17 protein-coding genes and 1 pseudogene (1 of these 18 running past the window's edge) are annotated in these 25,142 nt (G+C 44.1%); all 18 read left to right on the top strand.

Going from position 1 to position 25,142, the window contains the following annotated elements:
* Window positions 1-187: 187 nt before the first annotated feature.
* Window positions 188-1,468, top strand: a complete 1,281-nt coding sequence (locus AXF12_RS05245; RefSeq protein WP_066428959.1) for a M16 family metallopeptidase — start codon at window positions 188-190, stop codon at window positions 1,466-1,468.
* A 56-nt stretch (window positions 1,469-1,524) separates the two neighbouring features.
* The gene (locus tag AXF12_RS05250; RefSeq protein WP_074861039.1) at window positions 1,525-2,913 is read left to right on the top strand and encodes a M16 family metallopeptidase; all 1,389 of its coding nucleotides are present in this window, start codon (window positions 1,525-1,527) and stop codon (window positions 2,911-2,913) included.
* 6 nt (window positions 2,914-2,919) lie between these two features.
* Window positions 2,920-3,708, top strand: coding sequence for a Cof-type HAD-IIB family hydrolase (locus tag AXF12_RS05255; protein ID WP_066428963.1), 789 nt, complete (start codon window positions 2,920-2,922; stop codon window positions 3,706-3,708).
* A gap of 213 nt (window positions 3,709-3,921) precedes the next feature.
* The gene (locus AXF12_RS05260; RefSeq protein WP_066428965.1) at window positions 3,922-6,165 is read left to right on the top strand and encodes a nitric-oxide reductase large subunit; all 2,244 of its coding nucleotides are present in this window, start codon (window positions 3,922-3,924) and stop codon (window positions 6,163-6,165) included.
* A gap of 339 nt (window positions 6,166-6,504) precedes the next feature.
* A complete protein-coding gene (gene secDF, locus AXF12_RS05265) occupies window positions 6,505-9,513 on the top strand; it encodes a protein translocase subunit SecDF (protein ID WP_066428967.1) in 3,009 nt (1,002 codons plus the stop codon).
* Window positions 9,514-9,653: 140 nt separating this feature from the next.
* Complete coding sequence (gene lpdA, locus AXF12_RS05270) at window positions 9,654-11,057, top strand: dihydrolipoyl dehydrogenase (RefSeq protein WP_066428969.1); 1,404 nt, start codon at window positions 9,654-9,656, stop codon at window positions 11,055-11,057.
* A gap of 449 nt (window positions 11,058-11,506) precedes the next feature.
* Window positions 11,507-12,685 (top strand): proline dehydrogenase family protein, encoded by a 1,179-nt coding sequence (locus AXF12_RS05275; RefSeq protein ID WP_066431798.1) that lies wholly within the window; start codon window positions 11,507-11,509, stop codon window positions 12,683-12,685.
* A gap of 181 nt (window positions 12,686-12,866) precedes the next feature.
* Window positions 12,867-13,472, top strand: coding sequence for a hypothetical protein (locus tag AXF12_RS05280; RefSeq protein ID WP_066428972.1), 606 nt, complete (start codon window positions 12,867-12,869; stop codon window positions 13,470-13,472).
* Between the two features lie 86 nt (window positions 13,473-13,558).
* On the top strand, window positions 13,559-14,728 hold the full coding sequence (locus tag AXF12_RS05285) for an alpha-hydroxy acid oxidase (protein ID WP_066428974.1): 1,170 nt from the start codon (window positions 13,559-13,561) through the stop codon (window positions 14,726-14,728).
* Window positions 14,729-14,964: 236 nt separating this feature from the next.
* Window positions 14,965-17,370 (top strand): SLBB domain-containing protein, encoded by a 2,406-nt coding sequence (locus AXF12_RS05290; protein ID WP_394336595.1) that lies wholly within the window; start codon window positions 14,965-14,967, stop codon window positions 17,368-17,370.
* A gap of 2 nt (window positions 17,371-17,372) precedes the next feature.
* Window positions 17,373-18,470, top strand: a complete 1,098-nt coding sequence (locus AXF12_RS05295; protein WP_082752974.1) for a Wzz/FepE/Etk N-terminal domain-containing protein — start codon at window positions 17,373-17,375, stop codon at window positions 18,468-18,470.
* 23 nt (window positions 18,471-18,493) lie between these two features.
* On the top strand, window positions 18,494-19,573 hold the full coding sequence (locus AXF12_RS05300) for a Wzz/FepE/Etk N-terminal domain-containing protein (protein WP_066428978.1): 1,080 nt from the start codon (window positions 18,494-18,496) through the stop codon (window positions 19,571-19,573).
* A 3-nt stretch (window positions 19,574-19,576) separates the two neighbouring features.
* Window positions 19,577-20,227: an HAD family hydrolase gene (locus tag AXF12_RS05305; RefSeq protein ID WP_066428980.1), complete on the top strand. Its 651-nt coding sequence runs from the start codon at window positions 19,577-19,579 to the stop codon at window positions 20,225-20,227.
* Window positions 20,228-20,230: 3 nt separating this feature from the next.
* Window positions 20,231-21,150, top strand: a pseudogene (locus AXF12_RS05310) (acyltransferase family protein); the annotation flags it as partial.
* 162 nt (window positions 21,151-21,312) lie between these two features.
* Window positions 21,313-22,086, top strand: coding sequence for an SGNH hydrolase domain-containing protein (locus tag AXF12_RS05315; RefSeq protein WP_234945904.1), 774 nt, complete (start codon window positions 21,313-21,315; stop codon window positions 22,084-22,086).
* 314 nt (window positions 22,087-22,400) lie between these two features.
* Window positions 22,401-23,789, top strand: a complete 1,389-nt coding sequence (locus AXF12_RS05320) for a DHA2 family efflux MFS transporter permease subunit (RefSeq protein WP_074861036.1) — start codon at window positions 22,401-22,403, stop codon at window positions 23,787-23,789.
* A 1-nt stretch (window position 23,790) separates the two neighbouring features.
* Window positions 23,791-24,252, top strand: coding sequence for an SMI1/KNR4 family protein (locus tag AXF12_RS05325; protein WP_066428985.1), 462 nt, complete (start codon window positions 23,791-23,793; stop codon window positions 24,250-24,252).
* A 27-nt stretch (window positions 24,253-24,279) separates the two neighbouring features.
* Window positions 24,280-25,142 carry the 5' portion of a leucine-rich repeat domain-containing protein gene (locus AXF12_RS05330; protein WP_066428988.1) on the top strand. It continues 70 nt past the right edge of the window, so 863 of the gene's 933 nt are visible here — the first part of the coding sequence; the start codon lies at window positions 24,280-24,282; its stop codon lies off the right edge, out of view.

Below are 25,142 nucleotides of genomic sequence, written 5' to 3' on the forward strand. Positions count from 1 at the left end.
GAGTGTATTAAGAGCAAAAAAGTAGGCGTTTATTTGGTGGAGTGGGGGAAAAGTTGTACTTTTGCGGCGGGATTTAGGATTGGGTTTGGCACTCTAAGGCTTAGTTCTTAACCCCTGATTACTAATAATTACCATCAATATGAACAAATTATTATCAATAACAGCAGCAGTATTTTCATCAGCAGTTATGGCACAGGAAGTAGTTTTTGAAGAATACGATTTAAAGAACGGGATGCACGTGATTCTGCATCAGGATAATAGGGCACCGGTGGTAGCCGTGGGCGTGATGTACCACGTGGGGGCTAAGGACGAAGACCGCAACCGCACAGGCTTTGCGCACTTCTTTGAGCACTTGCTCTTTGAGGGGTCGGAGTATATCCCACGCGGCAAGTGGTTCGATATTGTTTCTTCCAATGGCGGACAGAATAATGCCTTTACCACACAGGACAAGACCTACTACTACGAAGTGTTGCCCTCTAACAAGTTGCAATTGGGCTTATGGCTTGAGTCTGAACGACTGCTGCACCCCGTCATCAACGAGATAGGCGTGAGCACGCAAAACGCCGTAGTGAAGGAAGAGAAGAATGTGCGTATTGACAATGCTCCTTATGGCAAGATAATGTACCGCACGGGTATCAACCCCTATCTCTTTAAGAAGCACCCTTACGCCGAGTCGGTGATTGGGAAGATTGAGCACTTAGACGCTGCCAAGCTCAATGAGTTTATCGCCTTTAAGAAGAAGTTTTACAATCCTAACAATGCTACACTGGTGGTAACAGGCGACTTTGACAAGGCGCAAGCTAAGCAGTGGATTGAAGGCTACTTTGCCAATATACCCAATACAGGGGCAAAGATCGTGCGCCATAAGGTAGTGGAAGACCCTATCACCCAAACGATAAAGGTAACGGAGTACGACCCTAACATACAGATACCCGTGAAGCTCTACGCCTATCGCACCCCTGCAATGACAGAGCGCGATGCGTATGTGTTGGAGCTCATTGCCTCTATCCTCACCGATGGCAAGAGTTCACGCCTCTACAAGAAGCTCGTAGACGATAAGAAGATGGCAATGCAAGTGCTTGCCTTCTCTGACTCGCAAGAGGACTATGGTTGTTACATTATGGGGGTATTGCCAATGCCTGGGGTAACCCTTGAGCAGGTAGGCAAAGAGATGGACGAGGAGATAGAAAAGCTACAGAACCAGCTCATCTCACAACGCGAGTTTGAGAAGCTACAAAACCAAATAGAGAACCAATATGTGAACCAAAATGCCAATATGGAAGGCATTGCGCTTTCGCTGGCGGATAACTACACCTTCCATAAGGATACGAACCGCATCAACAAGTCGATAGATACCTATCGCTCTATCACCCGTGAGGATATACAGCGTGTGGCAAAGCAGTACCTGAATAAGAACCAACGCTTAGACCTCGACTATTTACCCAAAACCGATAACCCTAAAAAGTAGCAGCTATGAGACGTATACAATTGATATTCACGATATTATTTACAACGATTGCAACAATGGCAACAGCGCAGATAGATAGAAGCAAGCAACCCCAATCGGGACCTACCCCCAGCATCAACTTAGGCGAACCCAAGACCTATAAACTCCCCAACGGACTCACGCTCCTTGTAGTGGAGAACCATAAGCTACCACGCGTAGCTGTGCAACTCACCCTTGACGAACTGCCTGTATTGGAGGGCGATAAGGCAGGGATAAGTCAGTTGATTTCGTATATGTTGGGCAATGGCACCACTACTATCCCCAAGGATAAGTTCAATGAGGAGATAGACTACCTCGCTGCTTATGTAACACTCTCGCCAGACGGGGGCTATATGCAGTCGCTATCGAAGTACTTTCCGCGCGTACTAGAGCTAATGGCAGATGCAGCTTTGCACCCTATGTTCACTCAGGAGGAGTTAGATAAAAACAAAGCACAGCTCTTGCAAGAACTCAAAGCGGGCGAAAACAGCGCAGCGGCGATTGCTCAGCGCGTGTTGCGCGTGTTGCGCTATAGCAAGAAGCACCCTTATGGGGAGTACGTAACTGAGGCAAGTCTTAAGAAGATTACCCTCAAAGATGTGAAGGACTTTTACCAGCGTCATTTTGTGCCTAATAACGCCTATATGGTGGTAACGGGCGATGTGAATCCTACGGAGGTAGAAAGCCTTGTGAGTAAGTACTTCAAGGATTGGAAGCCTGTGAAGACGAAGCGTGCGGCACTCTTCACCCCTGAGGATGTTAAGACTACTGAGATAGACTTTGTAGATCTCGACAACGCCGTACAGTCGGAGATACGCATCACCAACCTCATCGACCTGAAGATGAAGGACAAGGACTACTTTCCGCTCTTGATAGCTAACAGCATCTTAGGGGGCGACTTTGGTAGCTACATCAATATGAACCTGCGCGAAAAGCACGGCTACACCTACGGGGCAAGCAGCAGCTTTAATCCCAACAAGTGGACAAAGGGTGCTTTTGGCATTACCACCCAAGTGCGCAATGCCGTAACTGATAGTGCCGTAGTAGAGGTGCTGAAAGAAATCAAGCGCATACAGACAGATGACGTGAGCGATGAGAAGCTCGCACAAGCAAAGGCACAGTATTTGGGTCAGTTTATTATGGCAACCGAGAAACCACAGACCACCGCGCGCTATGCCATCAACATCAAGACACAAGGCTTGCCTGCAGACTTCTACAAGAACTATATCGCCAACATCAATGCCGTAACTAAGGAAGACGTGAAGCGCGTAGCCAATAAGTACTTTAAAGCGAATAACCTGCGCATCATTGTAGTGGGTAAAGGTGCAGAAGTAGCTAAATCCTTAGAACAAGTGCAGTTTGAGGGTAAGAAGATAGAGGTGAAGCAGTTTGATAAATACGGGGAGGCTCAGGGGCAGAAGAGATAGAGGGGTATGATTAAGTTGATAGTATCAGATATTGACGGCACTTTGGTTACTAATAGCAAAGAAGTGCCTGCGCGCTTTTGGAGTACTTATGAGCAGATGCGCGAGAAAGGGATAGTATTCTGCGCCGCTAGTGGTAGGCAAATACAAAGTTTACACCAGATTTTTGCTCCTATAAAAGAAGAAATCGCTTATGCGCCTGATAATGGAGCTTCACTGATTTACAAAGGAGAAACCCTCTATGAAAATCCGTTGACGCTTGCCTCAGTGATGCCTTTGCTGAAGGCTTGCGATGGAATTGAAGGCATTGGTGTTGCCCTCTGTTGTAAGGGGAATGCATATATAAAAAGTGATAGTGACTTTATTTTCCACGAGATTGCTCGCCATTATCCTGCGCACACTAAGGTAAATGACTTCTCAACAATACAGGATACTATTTTTAAGATTACTATCTGTGATGAGCGTATTTCACGGCTCAACTCATATCCACGGCTTAAAGATTTTTACCGCGAATTTAACATTGTAGTATCGGGTGAGATTTGGCTTGATATTACTAAAAGTGATGTGCACAAAGGCAATGCTATTCATTGTTTACAACGGGTATTGGGTATTTCACCTGAAGAAACAGTCGTCTTTGGAGATCACCTCAATGATGTTGAAATGATAACAGCTGCTCAGTATAGTTACGCGATGAAGAATGCCCAAGAGGAGCTAAAACAGTATGCAAATTTCGTTACAGAATACGATAACAATAATGAAGGAGTCGTCAGGGCTATCTTAAAGTTATTAGCAAACTAATCCTTTTTAATTCTCTTTTTGGGGTTTTTCTTCCTTTTTATTGCGATATCTTGTTTATAATCATTATTTATTACATTTGTAAAATATTTATAATTAAGTAGATGTAAAAATTCTTTTATTTTTTGATAAAAATACTTTCAGTTCTTTTTTAAAGATAAGAATATCTTTTGTAACTTTGCACCCAGATTAAAAATACTAAATATTCTTATATTTATGACAGCTAAGAAATTATGGATGTGGTTAGGGGCTACTGTTGGAGCTTCTTTCCTTGTTCTGATCTTCTACGGGGTAGAGATCTACACTAACATTCCGCCGTTCCCAGAGCGCATTGTTACTACTGATGGACAAGTGCTTTACGAAGGACAGGATATTAAGGATGGTCAGAACGTATGGCAATCAATGGGCGGGCAGACCGTCGGTAGTATTTGGGGTCACGGGGCTTATATTGCACCTGACTGGAATGCGGACTATTTGCATCGCGAATCGGAAATGCTCTTGGATGCGTATGCACGCGAGGATGGTAAGGTCTACAAAGATCTTTCAGAAGAAGAGCAAGCGAAGTATCAGGTAAGACTACGCAAAGAGCTTCGCACAAACACGTTTAATCAAGAGACAGGCGTAATAACCTTCTCTGCTGAGCGTGCTGAGGTAGCTAAACAACTGAGCGAGTACTACGCAAAGCTATTTATGGACGACCCTTCGATGCAGCAAACACGTGCTCACTATGCGATTCCTAAGAATGCTATCAAGGATAGGCATCGTATGGATCAGATGAGCGCTTTCTTTGCGTGGAGTACTTGGGTATGTAGCACTAATCGCCCTGGTGATCACGTCTCCTATACAAACAACTGGCCTTATGACCCCGTAGTGGGGAATGTGGCTTCTACTTCATTGCAGATGTGGTCGGGCTTTAGTGTGCTGATGTTGCTTTTTGCTGTAGGTATACTTGTGTACTATCACGCTTCGAATAATGAAGAGGAAGAGACAGAGCGTCCCCCAGTGGAAGACCCAATGCGTGGTATGAAGCCAACACCTTCAATGAAAGCGGTGCTTAAATACATCTGGATTGTGGCATTGCTCATCTTGGTGCAAATGCTCGCAGGGGTGATTACTGCCCACTATGGAGTAGAAGGAGAAGGCTTTTTTGGACTGCAGCTCGACCTTTTCTTACCACAAGCCATCTCGCGTAGCTGGCACGTACAGCTGGCGATCTTCTGGATTGCGACTTCGTGGTTAGCGACGGGTCTTTACATTGCTCCTGCGGTATCGGGACACGAGCCTAAATACCAAAAGTTAGGTGTAAATGTGCTCTTTGGGGCACTCCTCATTGTGGTGTTAGGTTCTTTGGCAGGACAATGGTTTGGTGTGATGCAGAAACTCGGTTTGGTTGAGAACTTCTACTTTGGTCACCAAGGATATGAGTATATTGAGCTAGGTCGTTTTTGGCAGATACTTTTATTAGTAGGGCTGTTCTTATGGCTCTTCCTTATGATACGTGCTTTATTACCAGCTTTGAAGCGCAAGGATGAAAATCGCCACCTTTTGTTGCTGTTCACTCTTGCTTCGATTGCCATTGCAGCATTCTACGGAGCAGGATTGATGTATGGACGCCAAACGCATATGGCGATTGCTGAATACTGGCGCTGGTGGGTAGTACACCTTTGGGTAGAAGGTTTCTTCGAGGTGTTTGCTACCGTAGTGGCTGCGTTCTTATTCTCGCGTATGGGCTTGTTGCGTATCAAAGCGGCAAGTACAGCAGTGCTTTTCTCAACTATTGTATTCTTGGCAGGAGGTATTTTAGGAACTTTCCACCACTTGTATTTTAGTGCTACCCCTACGGGAGTATTGGCATTGGGGGCAACTTTCAGTGCATTGGAGATTGTGCCATTGGTGCTTATTGGTTATGAGGCTTATCACAACTATAAACTCTCGAAGGCAGCTGAATGGGTACAGGCTTACAAATGGCCTATCTATTGCTTTATTGCGATGTGTTTTTGGAACTTCCTTGGTGCGGGGATCTTTGGTTTTGCTATCAATCCACCGATTGCGCTTTATTATGTACAGGGACTTAATACCACAGCGGTACACGGACACGCAGCTTTATTTGGAGTGTACGGTATCTTAGGTATAGGTTTGATAATGTTTGTATTGCGCGGTCTGTATCCAGATCGTCAATGGAATGATAAACTCATTAGTTGGGCATTCTGGCTCATCAATATCGGATTGTTGGTGATGTTAGTGGTGAGTCTTTTGCCAGTAGGTATAATGCAGGCAATAGAGGTATTCCAACACGGATACTGGTCAGCTCGTAGTGAGGAGTTTATGCAGCAGGATCATATGCAGATCATTCGTTGGTTGCGTATTCCTGGAGACTTATTGCTTGCCTTTGGTGAATTGCTATTAGTGTATTTCATTGTAGGTTTGCAAACAGGATGGTCGTTGAAGAAAAAGCGATAATGATTTAGCTAACTTATAGCTTTTAATAAGATAGAAGGCAGGAGGTACTTTGAGTACTTTCTGCCTTTTTTGTATTCCATTTGTTAAGATAGTGGGGATATACCTCTCTCTTATGTGTAGTTTTCTGTTGTGGTCAATATTTTTTTAAGATTTCTTTTGTACTGTATTTTCTAATTTAATATATTGAATTTCAATGTTATGAATTCCATTCGTAACTTGCTTTGTGTGTAGATATGAAAGAATTTGTTAAAAAATAACACAGTATACTACTTGCTATGTTAGGTATTTTATGTATCTTTGCGGCTTGAATAAAATAAGATAAGTAATTTATTTAAAGAGATGCAAAACAAAGGACTTGTTAAACTATTTGCATTATTGTTTGGGCTGGTGAGTATTTACCAGTTGTCATTCACGTATATTGCAGGTAGGGTGGAGAGTGATGCAAAGGCTTACGCAGATGCGAAAGTGCCTAGTTCACAAGCAGATTATATTGCTAAACGCGAAAAAGTAGAGTCGCAGTACTTAGACTCAATGTTGGGGCAAGATGTCTATAATATCGGGATTGCAAAATATACCTTTGCCGAGGTGAAAGAGAAGGAATTGAACCGTGGTTTGGACTTAAAAGGGGGTATCAACGTAATCTTGCAGATCTCAGTAAAGGATATCTTAAAGGGATTGGCAAATCAATCTAAGGATCCCATATTTAATAAATCGTTAGCTGAAGCAGATGAGCAGCTGAGGAAGACAGACCGCACCTACTTGGATTTGTTTTTTGAGGCTTACGCTAAAAATGGAGGCAAACTTGCCTCTCCAGAAGTATTTGCGAATAAAAACCTCAGTGATGAGATCAACTTTAAGATGAGTGATAGTCAGGTACGCCCGATTATCACACGTAAAGTTAATGAATCCATTGTTTCAGCTTTTGAGGTATTGCGCAAGCGTATTGACAAGTTTGGGGTAACACAACCTAATATCCAACGTTTAGGAAACTCAGGGCGTATCCTCATTGAGTTACCTGGTGCTAAGGATATTGCACGTGTAAAGGCACTATTACAAAGTACCGCTCAGTTAGAGTTTTGGGAAACCTTTAAGAATACGGAGGTACTCCCTTACTTGCAAGCCCTTAATGAGCAGTTGAAAACAAGTAAAGTTACTACAAAGGAGAAAGATACGCTTTCAGTAGCAGCTGCTGGAGAGCAAAGCAATACCAGCACTATTGACTCATTGCTTACCGATGTAAAGAAAGATTCAGTACAACAGAAAGGCGGGGCTAACCCATTGTTTGGTTTGGTAAAACCTGTACAGACTTATGAGGGGTCGCCGGTGTTGTTTGCCGTATCGCTTAAGGATACGTTGCAAGTAAATCGCTATTTGCACTCAGAAGAAGCTAAGCGACTTTTGCCAGCGAACTTACAGTTTGTCAAGTTTGTATGGGGCAAGCCTGATAAAAAGACATCACTTATTGAATTGTATGCCTTGAAGGGCAATCGCGATAATGAAGCACCGCTGACAGGGGGTGTTATCACAGATGCACAACAGACTTACGATGTGCGCAATCAGCCAGCGGTATCAATGCAGATGGACGGTCGCGGGGCTAAGATATGGGAGGCGCTCACAGGCAAGGCTTACAATGAGCGTAGCAACATAGCCATAGTGCTTGACAACATCGTATACTCAGCACCAGGGGTAACTACGGGGGCTATCTCAGGAGGTCGTTCTGAAATTACAGGTAACTTTAGCCTGAATGAGGCGATTGACTTAGCCAATGTGCTCAGAGCTGGTAAGTTGCCTGCGGGAGCTGACATTGTACAATCAGAAGTGGTAGGACCTTCGTTAGGGCAAGAAGCTATTGACGCAGGTTTTAACTCATTCCTTATCGCGACTGTGTTTATCTTTGCGTGGATGATTTTCTACTACGGACGTGCAGGGATATATGCCGACTTGGCATTGATACTCAATATTCTCTTGATTTTTGGGGTATTGGCAAGTATTGGAGCGGTACTTACGCTGCCAGGTATTGCGGGTATCGTGCTGACCATAGGTATGGCGGTGGACGCGAATGTGCTTATCTTTGAGCGCTCGAAGGAAGAGCTTAGAAAAGGGAAGCCTGTTGCGCAAGCGATTATTGACGGCTTTAAACACGCCTTAGCCTCTATCTTGGACTCAAACATCACAACGGGCTTAACTGCTTTGATATTGTTGTTCTTTGGTAGTGGTCCGATACAAGGTTTTGCAACTACTTTGATTATGGGTATCATCACTACACTGTTTACGGCCATCTTTATCACACGTCTCTTTATTGACAATAGCGTAGAGAAGAAGCACCCACTTACTTTCGTAACCTCAATTACTAAGAATTGGTTTACGAACGTAAATATCAACTTTATTGGTAAACGCAAGATTGGTTATACCATCTCAATTATATTGTCAGTTATAAGTATAGGCTCTTTATTAACAAGAGGTTTAGACCAAGGTATTGACTTTGTGGGTGGGCGTACTTATCAGGTGCGTTTTGCACAAGAGGTCGTGCCATCGGAAGTGGCAGATGCGCTGCGACCTATCATTGGTACAGCAGAGGTGAAGACCTTTGGGGCTGCCAATCAGGTGAAGATTTCTACTAAATACAAGGTACAAGAAGAGAGTACAGAGGTAGACAATGAAGTGCAGACAAAAATTTATGAGGGCTTGAAGAAGTTCTTGCCTGCTGACCTCACTTATGAGGATTTTTCAGATGCTTCTACGGGTCAGAAGTTGGGTATTATGCAGTCGATGAAGGTAGGACCTACTATTGCTGAGGACATCAAGAGTAGTGCGGTATGGTCGGTGATTGGCTCACTCATTGTAATTGGGTTGTATATCTTATTTAGATTCCACAAGTGGCAGTTCTCAATGGGGGCAATTGTATCCTCAGCGCACGACGTGCTCTTGGTATTGGGTATTTACTCCCTTACATACAGCATTATGCCATTCAGTATGGAGATAGACCAAGCGTTTATTGCGGCGATATTGACCGTAGTGGGTTACTCGCTGAACGACACGGTGATTATCTATGACCGTATCCGTGAGGTGATGCGCGAGCCACATTGGTCGCGCGAGAAGATCAACCACGCGCTCAACAATACGCTCAGCCGTACACTCAATACTTCGTTTACTACTTTGGCAGTAATCGTAACTATCTTTATCTTTGGTGGGGAAACACTCCGAGGCTTTATGTTTGCGATGCTCATTGGGGTATTCGTAGGTACTTACTCTTCTATCTTTGTGGCATCACCATTGATTTACGACACAGTTAAGGACGATGCGACTCTTGAGAGAGAGACGGAAGAGTCACACAAGAAGCATAAATAATTTATAAGGTTAATTATATAATTGAGATAGGGGACTAAGGTTCTCTATCTCAATTTTTTTATACAAAAAAAGGCATAAAGCCTTGTAGTTTTAAATCTTATTCGTAACTTTGCGGCATTAATAGAAAATAAACAACAGATATGAAGCATTATGATATTGTAATTATTGGGTCAGGTCCTGGGGGCTATGTAGCGGCTATCCGTGCAGGACAATTAGGTTTTAAAACTGCTATTATAGAGAAGTACAATACCCTTGGCGGAACGTGCCTCAATGTGGGCTGTATTCCTTCAAAGGCTTTGTTGGACTCATCGCATCGTTATGAGGATACAAAAAAGCATCTCTCAGCACACGGCATATCACTTACGGGGGAAGTGTTGCTTGATTTGCCAGCAATGATAGCGCGTAAGCAAGCCGTGGTAGACCAAACTTGCGGGGGAGTTGCATTTTTGATGGAGAAAAATGGCGTAGAGGTACTCAGAGGTGTCGGCAGTTTTGTTTCGCCTACGCAATTGAAAATAAGTGCCAATGGGAGTGAGGAGTTTATAGAGGCGAAGAATGTTATTATCGCAACGGGTTCTAAGCCCATTTCGTTGCCTTTTATCCCGATAGATAAAGAAAGAGTAATTACTTCCACAGAGGCACTGAGCCTCAAAGAAGTGCCTATCCACCTGATTGTAATAGGCGGAGGAGTGATCGGCTTGGAGTTGGGGCAAGTGTACCGCCGTTTGGGCGCAGAGGTATCCATAGTGGAATATGCGGATAGTATACTGCCCACAATGGATCGCGGCTTGGGCAAGGAGCTTGCAAAAGTATTCAAAAAACAAGGGTTTAAGATTTATACACAACATCAAGTAAAAGAGGTGCATAGAGATGGCAATATGGTAACGGTGAGCGCGACAGCACCTAATGGAGAGACTTTGGCGTTGGAAGGTGATTATTGCTTGGTGAGCGTAGGTAGGTGCCCTTACACAGCGGGACTTAACACGGAAGCCGTAGGCATAAAGCTCGATGAGCGGGGTAGGGTAGAGGTCAATGAATATCTGCAAACCTCAGTGCCTAACATCTATGCTATTGGCGATGTGGTGCGTGGAGCTATGCTGGCGCATAAGGCAGAGGAAGAAGGGGTAGCAGTGGTTGAGCATTTGGCAGGGCAAAAGACACATATAGACTATAACTTGATACCAGGGGTAGTATATACCACTCCAGAGGTGGCATCGGTAGGGAAGACCGAAGAGCAGCTGCAAGCCTCAGGGGTGCAGTACAAAGTGGGGCAATTCCCGATGCGTGCTTTAGGCAGAGCGCGTGCAAGTGCTGAGACCGATGGCTTTGTAAAGGTTTTAGCAGATAGCGATACCGATGAGGTACTTGGGGTGCATATCATAGGGGCACGTGCTGCGGATATGATTGCTGAGGCGGTAGTGGCTATGGAATACAGGGCTAGCGCAGAGGACATTGCAAGGATATGCCACGCACACCCTACTTTTACCGAAGCTATCAAAGAAGCAGCATTGGCGGCTACGGATAATAGAGCTTTGCACATATAATAAAGAGAAATAAGCAGTGAGCAGCGAGCAGTGAGAGGCATTCCTCTTACTGCTCGCTTTTGTTTTTGACTTAAAGGCTATTGGCAGTGAGATGATATAAGTAGTCTATAAGTTAATTATTCTAAGAAAGTACGCTTTTGTAGAAATATATTTACATAAAATCTCGGGAGATGTGTTCGAGATGAGCTCGAAAGAGGTTTTTTCTGTGATAATTGGTTTTGGTAGTGTTTTAGTCTTGGCGATGGAGTGAGCCTATAACCTTAAAAGAGAGCGTGGGCGGAGGGCTATGACGCTATTAGCTGATAGAAGGGTTTTATCGCTGTATAGTTTAATTTGTTCATAATCTGTAAGTTGTATATTGTTGCGAAATATTTTTTAAAAATTTCTTTTAAAAAATTTCGTAATTAAAAAGAAAGTTTGTAACTTTGCACCATCTTAATATAATGAATATGGCGACACGATTTAGCGACACTAAAACAGCTTTTGCTCTGAAGAGCAATTCAGACTTGAATTGGGCTTATTGGCTCTTTAAATTGATTGGGAACAATACCCTCATAGCGATGGGGACGGCGCTTACCAATTTATCCCTCAAATTGCGACTACCCGTGGAGGGGCTTATACGGCGCACCGTTTTTAAGCAGTTCTGTGGGGGCGTCTCGGAGACCGATTGCTTGCCAACGATCCACAAGATGCACGAAAAGGGCGTGGGCTCGGTGCTGGATTACTCGGTGGAAGGCAAGGAGGATGAAGAGACTTTTGATGCTACGTTCCATAAGACGATGGATGTGATTGAGCTGGCAAAGCAGCACAAGGGCGATGGGATCCCCATTGTGGTGTTTAAGCCTACGGGTTTTGGTAAGTTTGCTATCTTCCAGAAGATTACTGAACAGAAGCCACTGAACGCTGAGGAGCAGGCGGGTTGGGAGCGCATCAAAGAGCGTTTTGATGCTGCTTGCAAGAAGGCGCACGCGTATGATTTGCCTATTTTGGTAGATGCTGAAGAGAGCTGGATGCAGACCGCAGCGGATGACCTTGTGGAGGAGATGATGAAGAAGTACAACAAGGAAAAGGCTATCGTATACAACACTTTGCAGATGTATCGCCACGATCGCTTGCCGTATTTGAAAGGGCTGTATGAGCGTGCTGTGGAAGAGGGCTTCTACATAGGGGTGAAGATCGTGCGTGGGGCGTATATGGAAAAGGAGAATGAGCGTGCCAAAGAGGAAGGTTACCCAAGTCCGATATGCCCAACTAAGCAGGCTACAGATGAGAATTACGATGCTGTGATTGCGTATATCATTGACCATATCGACCGCATTGCGCTTTTTGCAGGTACGCACAACGAGAAGAGTGCGGCTTTGGTGATGGACTTGATGGAGCAAAAAGGGCTCAAGCATAACGACCCTCGTGTGTGGATTGCGCAGCTGTATGGGATGAGCGACCATATCAGCTTTAATGCCTCAAAGGCGGGCTATAACGTAGCGAAGTATTTGCCATTTGGTCCTGTGCGGGAGGTGATGCCTTACCTTATACGGCGTGCTGAGGAGAATACCTCTGTAGCAGGGCAGACAGGGCGTGAATTGACGTTGCTCAGGGAGGAAAAGAAGCGCAGAAAAGCAGAAAGATAACATTTTCAACAGATTGTTTGGTACATTAAAAAATACTCAAAATGAATACTTTGGGTATTTTTTTGTACATAGAATACGTATATTTAATAAAAAAGTTCGCATACAGCAGCGCTATTTAAAATAAAATCACTACTTTTGCCGTTCGATAAAACACGTATATAAATAAATAACGGAGTAAATAGTGGAACATAAGAAGAAGATTTTTACGGAGAGGAGTTACGAGAAATTGAAAGAGGCGCTCCAAGAGATTGCGGCAGAAGAAGATATAAAAGATGTGTATGTGCTGTCTTTTAAGTATGAGTTAGAGAATGAGGATATGCGCTATCCTATGCTTACCTTGGGGTATAACACGCTTAGCAATGCCAAGGAAGAGAGCTACAACGCCCCATCAAAGGAGGAGGCAAAATGGAATTTTACGTATTGGCTGCACAGTGAGGAAGCAACCGTTGGGGGCAGCGGCGATGCGTTGCTAAAAGAGTGGTTTGCTAAGACGCCTTATTATTACACAGAGGAGGATAACGACAAGGCGATGGAGGACGATGAGGACTTGTATGACAAGATTTTGAAGAAGGGCGATAAGTTTGACAAGGAGTTTATAAAGGAAATGCAAGCTTGGGCTAAGCGTCTTTTTGAGGAGAAGCTGATAGAGGCAACTTTTGGGCGCAATATCCCTATCGTTATCCACGAGGCAGAGGCAGAGACTACCCCCATCAGCTGGACAAAGAAGACGAATCCTTCCCAACTCATCAAGGAGTATTTGGAGTATTGGGATAGTGAAGAGGAGTAGAGGGCAGAGATCAGGGGTCAGTAATCAGTGATCAGCACGTTAGTACTAAAAGCTAAAAACTGAATAAATAAAACATAAGAATAATAATGAGAGATTTAACTAAAATGACGAACATTGAGGATTTGCGCGTGGTGTGCAAACGCAATGTTCCTAAGATGTTCTACGAGTATGTAGATACAGGTTCGTGGACACAGTCTACCTATCGTGAAAATGTAACTGATTTTAGCCCCATAAAGTTCCGCCAGAAGATATTGGTGGATATGGACAATCGTACCCTTGAGACTACCCTGCTTGGCAAGAAAGTGAAATTCCCTGCAATGACCGCTCCTGTGGGCTTTATGGGGATGATGTGGGCAGATGGCGAAATCCATATGGCTAAGGCAGCACAGAAGTTTGGTATTCCCTTTACGCTTTCTACGATGTCTATCTGCTCCATTGAGGACTTGGCAGAGGCAGGCGTAGAACCCTTTTGGTTTCAGCTGTATGTGATGCGCGACCGCGAGTTTATGAAGGACTTAATTCGCCGTGCTAAGGCAGCTAACTGTTCGGCATTGATGGTAACAGTAGACTTGCAGGTGCTTGGCAATCGCCACCGCGATATTAAGAACGGGCTTTCTACACCACCGAAGTTCACCATTCCGAACCTTATCAACTTATCAACTAAGATTCCGTGGGGGCTTCGCTATCTTAAAAACAAGCGTTGGACATTCCGCAACATCGCAGGGCACGCTAAGAATGTGTCCGACCTCTCTTCATTGTCGTCTTGGACAAAAGAGCAGTTCGACCCAAGTCTGAGTTGGGAGGATATCGCAGAGATTAAGGAATTGTGGGGAGGTCCACTCATCCTCAAAGGGATAATGCTGCCCGAAGATGCAGAGCAAGCGGTAAAATACGGTGCGGATGCTATCATTGTTTCTAACCACGGTGGTCGCCAGATGGATGATACTGTTTCGTCAATCAAGGCATTGCCAGACATCGTAAGTGCGGTAGGCAGCCAAACAGAAGTATGGATAGACTCAGGTTTCTACACAGGGCAGAATATGCTCAAAGCGTGGGCAATGGGTGCCAAAGGGATAATGCTCGGTCGTGCGCCCGTATATGGCTTAGGGGCTTACGGTGAGGAAGGGGTAACCCGTGCGCTGCAAATCCTTTACGATGAAATGGATACCACAATGGCTTTTACAGGGCATAGGAATATCCAAGATGTAGATGCGCGCATTTTGGTGCCAGGGACGTATCCGCTGCCGACAAAATAAACGGAATTTATTTATATTTATGAAGGATTAGTATTCAATTAGGATGCTAATCCTTTTCTTTTTGTAGTTAATTTTTAAGATTCGTTTTGTAGATTCTATTTTTATTTTTACCTTTGCACCCAAATACTCAAAGAATGAAACTAAAATTACAGATATTTTTTCTTATTATTTTTGTCGGTCTGCAGAATGCCATGGCTCAGGTTGATAGGGGTTCGTATGACACTGCTGGGAATAGTATGAGTCAGGCTAATAGGAATATTGACATAACCACGGTGAATGTTGATAATCTGAGTGATGAACAGGTGAGGAGCTATTGGGAACGGGCTCAGGCGCGTGGCTATACGGTGGATCAGTTTATTGCCTTGGCTCGCAGCAGGGGGATGTCGGACTTGCAGGCTATGAAGCTCAAGCAGCGCATTTTGCAGCTATCGGGCAAGACTACACGTACGAAGGAGAAAGAGACGGACAAGAACCTGAAACGCAGGGATGCTAAGATGGAGGACGATGATATTTTTGGCTATACGGGCAAGGAAAAGAAGGACTCAATAGTTACGGCTAATAAGAAGGATTCGATCTTTGGGATGACCTTCTTTAAGAACCCCAAGATATCGTTTACTCCCAACCTAAATGTGGCTACGCCCGACAATTACCAAGTGGGGCCTGGTGATGAGCTGTTGGTGGAAGTGTGGGGTGCTACGGAAGGTTCGTTCAGACAGAAGGTGGACAATGAGGGGAATATTTTCTTAAATGGTGTGGGGCGCATACACGTTGGTGGGCTGATGTTCAACGAGGTGAAGGCGAAGATCAACACGGCACTCAGGCGCATTTACTCAGGCATTTCGGCACCTGAGGGTAGTTATGCAAAGATATACACAGGGGTAACGATTTCGCAAGTGCGCACCGTGAAGGTGAATATCATAGGCGAGGTGGTGGTGCCTGGCACTTATACGCTCAGTTCGCTCTCAACGGTGCTCAATGCGCTGTACGCCTGCGGGGGTCCATCGCAAAATGGGTCGTTCAGGGAGGTGAATATATTTCGAGGAGGGAAGAAGTTGGCGACTTTTGACATTTATAACTTTCTGATCAATGGCTCGGAGAAGGGCAACTTAACTTTGCAAGACCAAGATGTGATCATCGTGCCACCGTATAAGAACCGCGTGTGGGTAGATGGTAAGGTGAAGCGCAAGGGTTTTTACGAGATGTTGGATAGTGAGACCTTGGCGAACTTGGTAACCTTCTTTGGTGGCTTCACTTCGGATGCGTTTACGAACACTTTGGTGCTTGAGCGCATTAAGGATGCCAAGCGCGAAGTGCAAGAGATTGCCTTTGATAAAATCGGCAGTTTTAAGATGCACAATGGCGATAGGCTGATAGTGCACGCGATCACCAAGGAGTATCGCAATCGGCTGAGCATAGGCGGGGCGGTGTATCAACCAGGGATTTACCAATACAAAGAGGGGATGACCGCGTTAGACCTCATCGAACGTGCCAATGGGGTGCGCAAGGATGCTTCTTTGGATCGGGGTTTGATATTTAGAACCGAGAACCGCATTGATTATCAAACGCTGAATTTCTCAGTGAGAGATCTGTTAGCGAAGAAGAGCCAAATCGCTTTGCAGGACAACGATAGTTTATACATATTCTCAAAAGATTCGCTACAATACAAGCGATTTGTGAGGGTAGAAGGAGCAGTGAACAAGCCTAAGGAGCTTCCGTATATGGAGGGAATGACCGTTGAGGACGTTATCTCGATGGCAGGAGGCTTATCGAAGGGTGCAGATGCCTCGATGGTTGATGTGTTCAGAGAGACGAATGAGGGCAATTTTCAGAAGCTCAGTCAGGAGTTTCGCACTTCGGTGAATAACGACCTTTCGCCTACGGGGGCGGTGCTGACCTTGCAGCCGAACGATGTGGTTTCGGTGCGATACATCAAGGGATACACCTCCTTGCAGACGGTCTCAGTGATGGGTGAGGTGCTTTACCCTGGGGTATACAGTATACAATCGAAAAAAGAGCATATTTCGGACTTAGTGGAGCGCGTGGGTGGCTTTACGCCTTTTGCTTACACTGGTGGGGCGACACTCATACGCAAGAAGACGGACGAGGGGGAAATACAGCAAGAGGACTTTTTGAAGGAGTTGGTGGTCTTAGAGGATGAGGGCACCGAGACGGAAAAGTCGTTGAAGAAGGTAGCTGCGAAATCGAAGGAGTATCGCATAGGTATTGATTTGGACAGGATATTGAAGAAGAAGCACAGCAAATACGATCTGCTGCTCAGTGAGGGCGATGTGCTGTTGATTCCGTCGGCTAAGCAGACGGTAGAGATCCGCGGTGAGGTGTTGGCACCTTCGTTAGTGCGTTACGAAAGGGGAATGAGCGTGCGCAAATACATCGACCGTGCAGGGGGCTTTGCCGATAGGGCGAAGCGAAGTGCGATTTATGTGATGTACGCCAATGGTGAGATTAAATCGACTAAAACTTCACTGTTCTTCAACAATTATCCAGCGATAGAGCCAGGGTGCATCATCATTGTGCCATCGAAGCCTGCGCGGCAGCGAATGACTACGGGTGAGACGGTGGGCATCATCTCGGCAATCACTACGATGGGTGTTTTAATATACAGCAGTTTAATAAAGAAATAACAATGGAGCAAGAGAGAGAAAAGTTAGCTGAGGGCACTCCGCAGCAGCCAGCACAGGCAAGGGCAGTGAAGGAAGATGAGATAGACCTTGTGGCTTTATTTCAAAAACTTTGGAAGGGCAAGAAATACATTGTGGTGTTCACCTTGTTGTTCTTTGGCATAGGGATAGTGGTAACATTGTTTTCAGCCAAGAAGTATACGGCTACCACCATAATGGTTCCGCAGACCAGCGAGAACAAGAGTGCTGGGGGCTTAGGCGGCTTAGCAGCTATGGCGGGTATCAACTTAGGCAGTAGCAGCACTGAGGTGATCCCGACCAGCACTTACGCTAAGATCCTCGAGAGTTTGCCCTTTAAGAAGAAGTTGGCTGAGACGACGGTTTATACACAGAAGTCGAGCACGAAGATGAGTTATGAGGTGTATTATAAATCGTACATAGTGGGCGGGCTGCTAAGTGGGCTTTTTGGTGGCTCATCCTCGAATGCGGGCAGTGGTGCTACTACTGCAAGGAGCGACTTGGATGTGCTGCAGGTGAGCGGTGAAGAACAAGCGATGCTCAACAGTATCGACCAGCGGTTGAAGATTGAAATCAAAGAGAAAGAAGGGTATATTGCGCTGAGTTTTACAATGCCAGAGCCCATAGCCGCGGCACAGATGTTGCAATCGGCACAGACGCTTCTGCAAGAGACGGTAACGGAATACAAGTTGCAGAAAGCGCGCGAGGAGTACGATTTTGTCGAAAAGCGTTGTGCGGAGGCTGAGCGCGATTTTAGGGCAAAGCAGTATGCGGTGGCAGGTTTCCAAGATCGCAATCGCGATTTATTCAGTTCGTTGCCACAAGCGCGTTTGCAGCAGTTGCAAGCGGAATATAACGTGGCTTTCACGGTGTACACAGAGCTTGCGAAGCAGTTAGAGAACAAACGCATAAAAGTAAAGGAAGATCAGCCTATATTTACGATTATAGAGCCAGTGAGCGTACCTACTTCGCCCTCGGGTAATGGGCTGCTAACGGTGGCTATTTTCACATTTTTAGGATTGGTGATAGGTGTTGGGATTGTTTTTCTACGAGATTTCAGAAAACGGCTCAAGGAGAGGGTGTAATACTATAATAATACGTAGGCTATATGAATAACTCGCATACACATCAGGAAGATGAGATTGACTTAGTCGCTATTTTTCGCAAGCTATCAAAATCGAAGAAGTCAATCATTTGGACCACTGCCATATTTATGGCAGTAGGGTTGGTTTTTGCCCTATTTGCAGATAGAAAATATGAAGCTACGACCCTGATGATTTACAATATGCCGAAGAAGAAGGAAGTCAGTGGGCTTACGGCAATTGCTTCCTTATCAGGCGTAAGGCTTAAGGATGAGGACGAAGAGGCGTTAGACCCTAAGATATTAGAGAAAATTGTGGGCAGCACTCCTTTTCAGATGAAAATTGCCAAAACCCCTTTAACATTTCAAAAGTTAGGCAAGAAGCTCACCTATGAGGACTATGTGCTGCACTACAATTCATTGGGTGTAGTGGACTATATCCTCAATCCGTTGTTACTTTTTTCGGGCAGTGGACAGACATCGCAAGAGATGGTGCTTACTGACCTCGATAGTGTGAATATACTGACGGTAGACAAGCAGACGCAGAAAGTGATAGACCGAATTTCACACGAGCTTTCATTCAGCTTTAAGGAGCGCGAGGGGGGCTACTTTGAGATGAAATACAAGATGGGTTCGCCCTTGCCTGCTGCGCAGATGTTGCTGAGTGCACAACAGGAGTTGCAGCGGCGTTTAACTGAGTTCAGAGTAGGAAGAGCTGAGCGTCAGTTGTTGTTTTTGGAGAAGGAATACCAAGAGATAGAGCAAGATTTTTTAATGAAGCAGGCACTTTTGGAGCGTTACAAGAAGGAAAATAAAGCGTACGACAGTTTACCTATAGGGAAGCGACAGCAGTTGGAAACCGATTACAATTTGGCGTATGGGCTGTACGCTGAGGTGAAGAAGCAGATTGCCACACAGCGTATTTTGCTCAAAGATATAGAATCGCCATTGACAGTGATTGAGCCTGTGAAAGTGCCATCGGATTCGAAATCGAATAGAGGACTGATTTTTATACTCTTCGCTATCACTGGCTTGGTGATAAGTGTATGCAGGGCACTGATTACTGATTATATAAAGCAAGTGAAGGAGCGCGAAAATCACACATAAGCGATGGAGTATTTTGTTTTTGATATGGATGGGGTGCTGGTGGATAGTGAGCCTATGCATCAGAAGATCATCTTGGAAGTGTTTCAGCTAAAAGGGATCCCTTTTTCAAGTGATTACGTACAGACATTGACGGGGATGTCGGCTTTGCCTATGTGGGAAAAGGTGCAGCGAGAAAGTGAGCACACTGAGACCCCACAACAACTTTTAGAGTTTCATAGAGCCTACTTTTTCGATCGCTTGCCTTCACTTGAAGTAGTGGCTGTGGAGGGCGTAAAAGAAGTGTTGGCATTACTGCAAAAGAGGGGGAGCCATATCGCCTTAGCCTCATCTTCGGGGCGGAAATTAATCGATATTTTTATTGAGCAGGTGGGGATAGCCTCGTACTTTGAGGTGATCGTAAGCGGAGACGATGTGCGGTATAGCAAGCCCAATCCTGAGATATTTGCGAAGGTGGCAGCTTGGTATGAGTTGCCCGCAGAGCAGTTCTGTGTGATTGAGGACAGCACAAATGGCGTGGCGGCAGCCAAAGGAGCGGGTATGCACTGTGTAGGCTTTCAGAACCCCCTCTCAGGCGGACAAGACCTCAGCAAAGCTGACCTTGTGATCCACTCAATGAGCGAATTATTGCAATGTCTAAAGAAAAGGATACTTTAAAAGATGAGTAGTATACGTTATCGTGCTGATATTGATGGGCTGCGGGCTTTGGCAGTGCTATCAGTGATTGTTTTTCACCTCAACTCCAAATGGCTACCTGGCTTCTTGGGGGTGGATATCTTCTTTGTGATCTCGGGCTTTTTGATTACCTCAATTATCTACACCGAGATAAAGCAAGGAGTGTTTAGTTACAAAAACTTTTATATTAGAAGGATTAAGCGGATACTGCCACTCTTCTTTGTAGTGGTGATCACGGGCTTGCTGCTCGGTTGGTATGTATTTTTGCCTACGGATAGATATGGATTATCGAACTCTGCAGCGGCTGCTACGGCTTTTTTGGCAAACCTCTACTTTGCAAGACAAGGAGGCTATTTTGATATTGCCAATGATGAGAAACCCTTTTTGCACCTGTGGTCGCTCTCGGTGGAGGAGCAGTTTTACTTTATATTCCCGACTTTGCTGCTGGGGCTGTGTTGCTTTGCTTTTACGAGAAAACGACTGAAGGAGAGTTTTGTAGTGATTGTGATATTGCTGATAATAGGAAGTTTTTATAAGACGACTTGGAATGGGTATTACCTATTTCACACAAGAGCTATTGAACTCTTGGTAGGGGCATTCTTAGCGATTGTTACGACAGACAGACAGACAGTTGGCGCGCGCGGCTCTCTTGGGTATGTTTAGGGGCTACAGTTGTAATTTTAACATTATTTAACGAAAAGATGCCCTTATTTCCAGGTGTGAGTTCACTCTTACCTTGTGGGGTAGTGGCTCTTTTGATATTCGTTAATGATCGGGAACACGCCGTAAAACGGTTTTTCTCGTTGCCTTTAGTGGTGTGGATAGAGAAATTGTCGTACTCGTTATATCTATGGCATTGGGTGTTTTTAGCCTTTTTGTGGTATATCTATGGCAAGGCAGAGCTGCCAGCGTTGCACCTAGCGATTGCGGTAGTACTCACCTTTGGTTGCTCAGTACTGACGTATTACTTAGTAGAACAGCCCATAAGGAGAAGACAATTCACATTTGTAAGGAGCTTTGTACTGTTCTATGTGTTGCCCGTGATAGTAGTGGGGGTATTCTTTGTGATGGGGAGGAAGTATAATATAAGTATATTTAATGAAAATATTCCAGAAAAATTACAATACCCTAAAAATATTTGTCATAATACTATTGATAGGAATTGTACTAGAGGAGATACTACTGTTGCCCCCAAAATATTAGTAATAGGTGACTCACATACAGGACACACCAACCCTTTTGTAGATATGGTTGGTAAGAAAGAAGGTTGGAGTGCAGATGTAATATCTTCGGATGGATGTCCTTTTTGTTTTGATGATGTTCAGATTATAAGAAAGGAAGGTAAAGCGAGGACACTTTGTACTGAATACAGAAACAATATAGAGCAGATATATAGAAATTATGATGTAATAATAATCTCTATATATTGGGGATGGGAGGAATACAATAAAGAAAAAATGATAGCGACACAAGAGCGTCTGATAGATACATTATTGCAGCAAAATAAAAAGGTATATTTGGTAAATACTTGTAATTTATTAGCTCCCTCACCTTTGCGAGGTTGGTATTTGAAACAAAAAGGATTGGGAGATTTTGTTACTTATCCTTCAAAAGTAGAAAGTACAATTAAGCATAAAGATGCTGTTGTAGGTTATTTATTGAAGCGTTTTTCTCAGATTCATTGGGTAGATTTAAGTGGATTAGCTCCTAAAGATGGAATTGTAGAAGGAAAGCCTGTTTTTGTAGATGCGAACCATTGGAATTATTACGGAGCTGAGAAGCTTGCAGAGAAATTCATAGCATCAGGCCAGAGGCTGATTGATGAAAAAGATTTAAAATAACTTTGTAATATAGAGGTGGCGTAAGTTCTAAGTAAGAAAGAGGTAGTGGTTACTACAAAAGAAGATTTTTATAAAATTCGCTTTTTTTAGTATCTTTTTTTAAGAAATTTATATTCTGTAGAATGTATGGAACTGAAAATAAGTAAAAATAAACCCTATGTGAACCCCATCTTTACCCTATGTGAACCTCATATACCCCTAACAGAATATTTTACTAAAAATGAATTACTCATTGATCATTGCTCATTCATCATTATTTTGTATCTTTGCACTCGAATAATACAATTATATAATGACTAAAGAACAAGTATATAATGACTAAAGAACAAGATAAAATATCGCTAAAACTACTTGCGGCGATCTTTGCCACAGGGGTAATGGTCTTCTGTGGAGTGGTATGTGAAACAGCTATGAACGTGGGCTTTCCTACACTGATGCGTGAGTTTGGTGTGGGTACAGCTACCGTGCAGTGGCTCACTACGGGCTATCTGCTCATATTGGCACTCATAGTGCCACTGTCCTCTTTCTTAAAACAGCGATTTCACACCCGTAGGCTATTTGTAACCGCCTCAGTGCTTTTCCTCTTAGGGACACTCTTATGCGCTATGGCAGGGCAGTTCTCACTCTTGCTCTTCGGGCGATTGGTGCAGGGGGTAGGCACAGGCATCGCTTTACCGCTGATGTTCAACATCGTATTAGAGCAAGCACCCGCCTCAAAGATAGGCCTATTGATGGGCTCAGCATCGCTTATCACGGCAATGGCACCCGCCTTAGGACCCGTGCTCGGAGGCTTACTCATCGATGCATACAGCTGGCGAATGATCTTCTGGGCGCTGGTGCCCCTCTTAGGGGTATCGTTGCTGCTGGGGGCGGTCTCCATCACCCAAACAAGTGCGCTGGTAAAGGCACACTTTGCCCTGATTGATTACTTATTGTTGGCAGTGTGCTTTGTGTGCTTCATCCTCGCTATAGAGCGACTCAGTGAAGGCGTATCACTGCTTACCTTAGGGTTATTCGCAGTTTCACTGCTCGCCTTGTGGGGCTTTGTAGTACTTTCGCGGCGCAAAGAGCCACTGATACACCTTTCGGTATTTGCAAATCGAACATTTCTCTTGAGCGTTGGGTATATCCTCATAGTGCAGTTTGTGGTGTTAGCACTGGGTTATCTGATTCCGAACTACTCGCAGTTGGTGGCGAGCAATAGTGCCAGTGTAGCAGGCTCATTGCTCCTACCCGGGACCTTACTCGGCGCGGTATTGGCACCCATTAGTGGCAAGCTCTTCGATACCTACGGGGCACGACCTCCAATTGTGGTGGGGAGTATGCTGGTGGTGGTATCGCTGCTGCTTTTTAGTGGGTATAGTGCGGCACTCACTACACTGCTCTTTATGGTCTTCTATGTGCTCTACGCCTTGGGACAAGGGCTCTCGGTGGGCAACACAATGACCAACGGACTAAGGCAACTCACCCCTGAGCTACAAGCCGATGGCAATGCAGTGATCAACACCTTGCAACAGCTTGCAGGGGCAGTTGGGACGGCTATTGCAGCGGCATTGGTGGCTATGGCACAACGTGAGTGCCCCACAGCCCTTGCTGAAAGTACCCTCAGAGGTAGTCAGCACGCTTTCTGTCTGCTCGCTATACTGGGCGTAATAGGGGCAGTGCTTGTCGGGGTGATGTTTTATGGGAGAAAGAAGGCATAATATGAGGAAATTAGCATTGTTTAAAGGTATACCTCTTGAGATTATAGGGCGAAAGGTAAATAGGGAGTATATCCATAGTATTATCCCTAATGATTTTAAAGCGAAGGATTTTTTAGTAGCTTTTTATTTAGAGTACAATGGACTGTATTTTACAGAAGGTGCACAGTTTATTGAGAATAAAGGAGTTGATGGTGATTATGGAATTGAGATTGAGCTATTTTATAGGATAGAAAATAAATTGCCTGAGATATGGGAAGCTACTAAAGAGATCTCCCCAGAGGCTCGTCTTTTTGCAGAAAGAAACTTCCCAATAGGTAGGGATAGCTCTGGGAATGAGTTTTGGGTAGATATGTTTGACGGAAGTGTCAAATACATAGAATGGGAATACGATTTCACAAAAGAGTCGGTATCAGTAATATCATCAGACTTCAAGGAATTTTGTATGTCGATTGAAAGGCTATAAGATGTTTAACAAGTTTAAGGTGGTTATATGAATGAATATAAAAAGAAAATAGGTTCCTACTACTATTTGTACAATGATTTTACAAATTATTTGGTGCAAAATGTGCCTTATCAGCTGCTGGAGATAAGCAAGGCAGAAGATTTTCAGAAGGCAATAAAGTATGCTAAGAGAAAGGGAATTGAGAAAATTGCAATTGCCTGCAATCCTTCCAAAGAGGATTTGTTATTGCTTACGGAATTGCCTCTTAAAGGTATTTCAATAAGGGAGGTTGCACCCCAAACAGATCTCTCTTTTCTTAACCAAATTGCAACATTAACGTATATTTCTATTGAGTTTACAGCTTCTGGGGTGTTAGATTTGGCTAATTTCCCTCATTTGGAAGTGCTAAATGTAGTTGCTGGTATAAAATTACTTCATATCAACAAGACTATACACTTAAAAGAAATATTCTTAAGGGAGTTTAAAGAACCTTTTGATAGTTGGGGAACAATCAATGTTGATATTATAGAGTTTTATGCTTGTACTATCACCTCTTTTGATTTCTTGAAAAATTGTACAGGTATAAAGACTCTTGAAATTGAGAATAGTAGGAAATTAACTTCTATTTCTATAAGTGGACTTAAAAATGCAGGCACGATAGAGCGGCTTTACTTGAAGAATTGTAAATACTTGACTGATTACTCAGCCTTCCCTGATTTTACGAACTTAAAATACTTGTATTTATTAAATTGTGGTGCAATGGAGAATTGCAAACTCTTTGAAGCTATGCAGCAATTGGAATATGCTTATATTGACATTGATATTGTAGATGGCAATGTGGATATATTGATGCAGAAACCTGTCATATTTAAGAATTACAAACATTTTAACCATAAGAATAACCTTAGACT

It is taken from the genome of Capnocytophaga haemolytica (genome assembly GCF_001553545.1).
Classification (GTDB): domain Bacteria; phylum Bacteroidota; class Bacteroidia; order Flavobacteriales; family Flavobacteriaceae; genus Capnocytophaga; species Capnocytophaga haemolytica.

What these genes read in the sequence shown, in the direction of transcription:
- AXF12_RS05245 (WP_066428959.1), top strand. Translation starts at nt 188, where the DNA reads ATGGCACAGGAAGTAGTTTTTGAAGAATACGATTTAAAGAACGGGATG.
- AXF12_RS05250 (WP_074861039.1), top strand. Translation starts at nt 1,525, where the DNA reads ATGGCAACAGCGCAGATAGATAGAAGCAAGCAACCCCAATCGGGACCT.
- AXF12_RS05255 (WP_066428963.1), top strand. Translation starts at nt 2,920, where the DNA reads ATGATTAAGTTGATAGTATCAGATATTGACGGCACTTTGGTTACTAAT.
- AXF12_RS05260 (WP_066428965.1), top strand. Translation starts at nt 3,922, where the DNA reads ATGACAGCTAAGAAATTATGGATGTGGTTAGGGGCTACTGTTGGAGCT.
- secDF (WP_066428967.1), top strand. Translation starts at nt 6,505, where the DNA reads ATGCAAAACAAAGGACTTGTTAAACTATTTGCATTATTGTTTGGGCTG.
- lpdA (WP_066428969.1), top strand. Translation starts at nt 9,654, where the DNA reads ATGAAGCATTATGATATTGTAATTATTGGGTCAGGTCCTGGGGGCTAT.
- AXF12_RS05275 (WP_066431798.1), top strand. Translation starts at nt 11,507, where the DNA reads ATGGCGACACGATTTAGCGACACTAAAACAGCTTTTGCTCTGAAGAGC.
- AXF12_RS05285 (WP_066428974.1), top strand. Translation starts at nt 13,559, where the DNA reads ATGAGAGATTTAACTAAAATGACGAACATTGAGGATTTGCGCGTGGTG.
- AXF12_RS05290 (WP_394336595.1), top strand. Translation starts at nt 14,965, where the DNA reads ATGAGTCAGGCTAATAGGAATATTGACATAACCACGGTGAATGTTGAT.
- AXF12_RS05295 (WP_082752974.1), top strand. Translation starts at nt 17,373, where the DNA reads ATGGAGCAAGAGAGAGAAAAGTTAGCTGAGGGCACTCCGCAGCAGCCA.
- AXF12_RS05300 (WP_066428978.1), top strand. Translation starts at nt 18,494, where the DNA reads ATGAATAACTCGCATACACATCAGGAAGATGAGATTGACTTAGTCGCT.
- AXF12_RS05305 (WP_066428980.1), top strand. Translation starts at nt 19,577, where the DNA reads ATGGAGTATTTTGTTTTTGATATGGATGGGGTGCTGGTGGATAGTGAG.
- AXF12_RS05315 (WP_234945904.1), top strand. Translation starts at nt 21,313, where the DNA reads ATGGGGAGGAAGTATAATATAAGTATATTTAATGAAAATATTCCAGAA.
- AXF12_RS05320 (WP_074861036.1), top strand. Translation starts at nt 22,401, where the DNA reads ATGACTAAAGAACAAGATAAAATATCGCTAAAACTACTTGCGGCGATC.
- AXF12_RS05325 (WP_066428985.1), top strand. Translation starts at nt 23,791, where the DNA reads ATGAGGAAATTAGCATTGTTTAAAGGTATACCTCTTGAGATTATAGGG.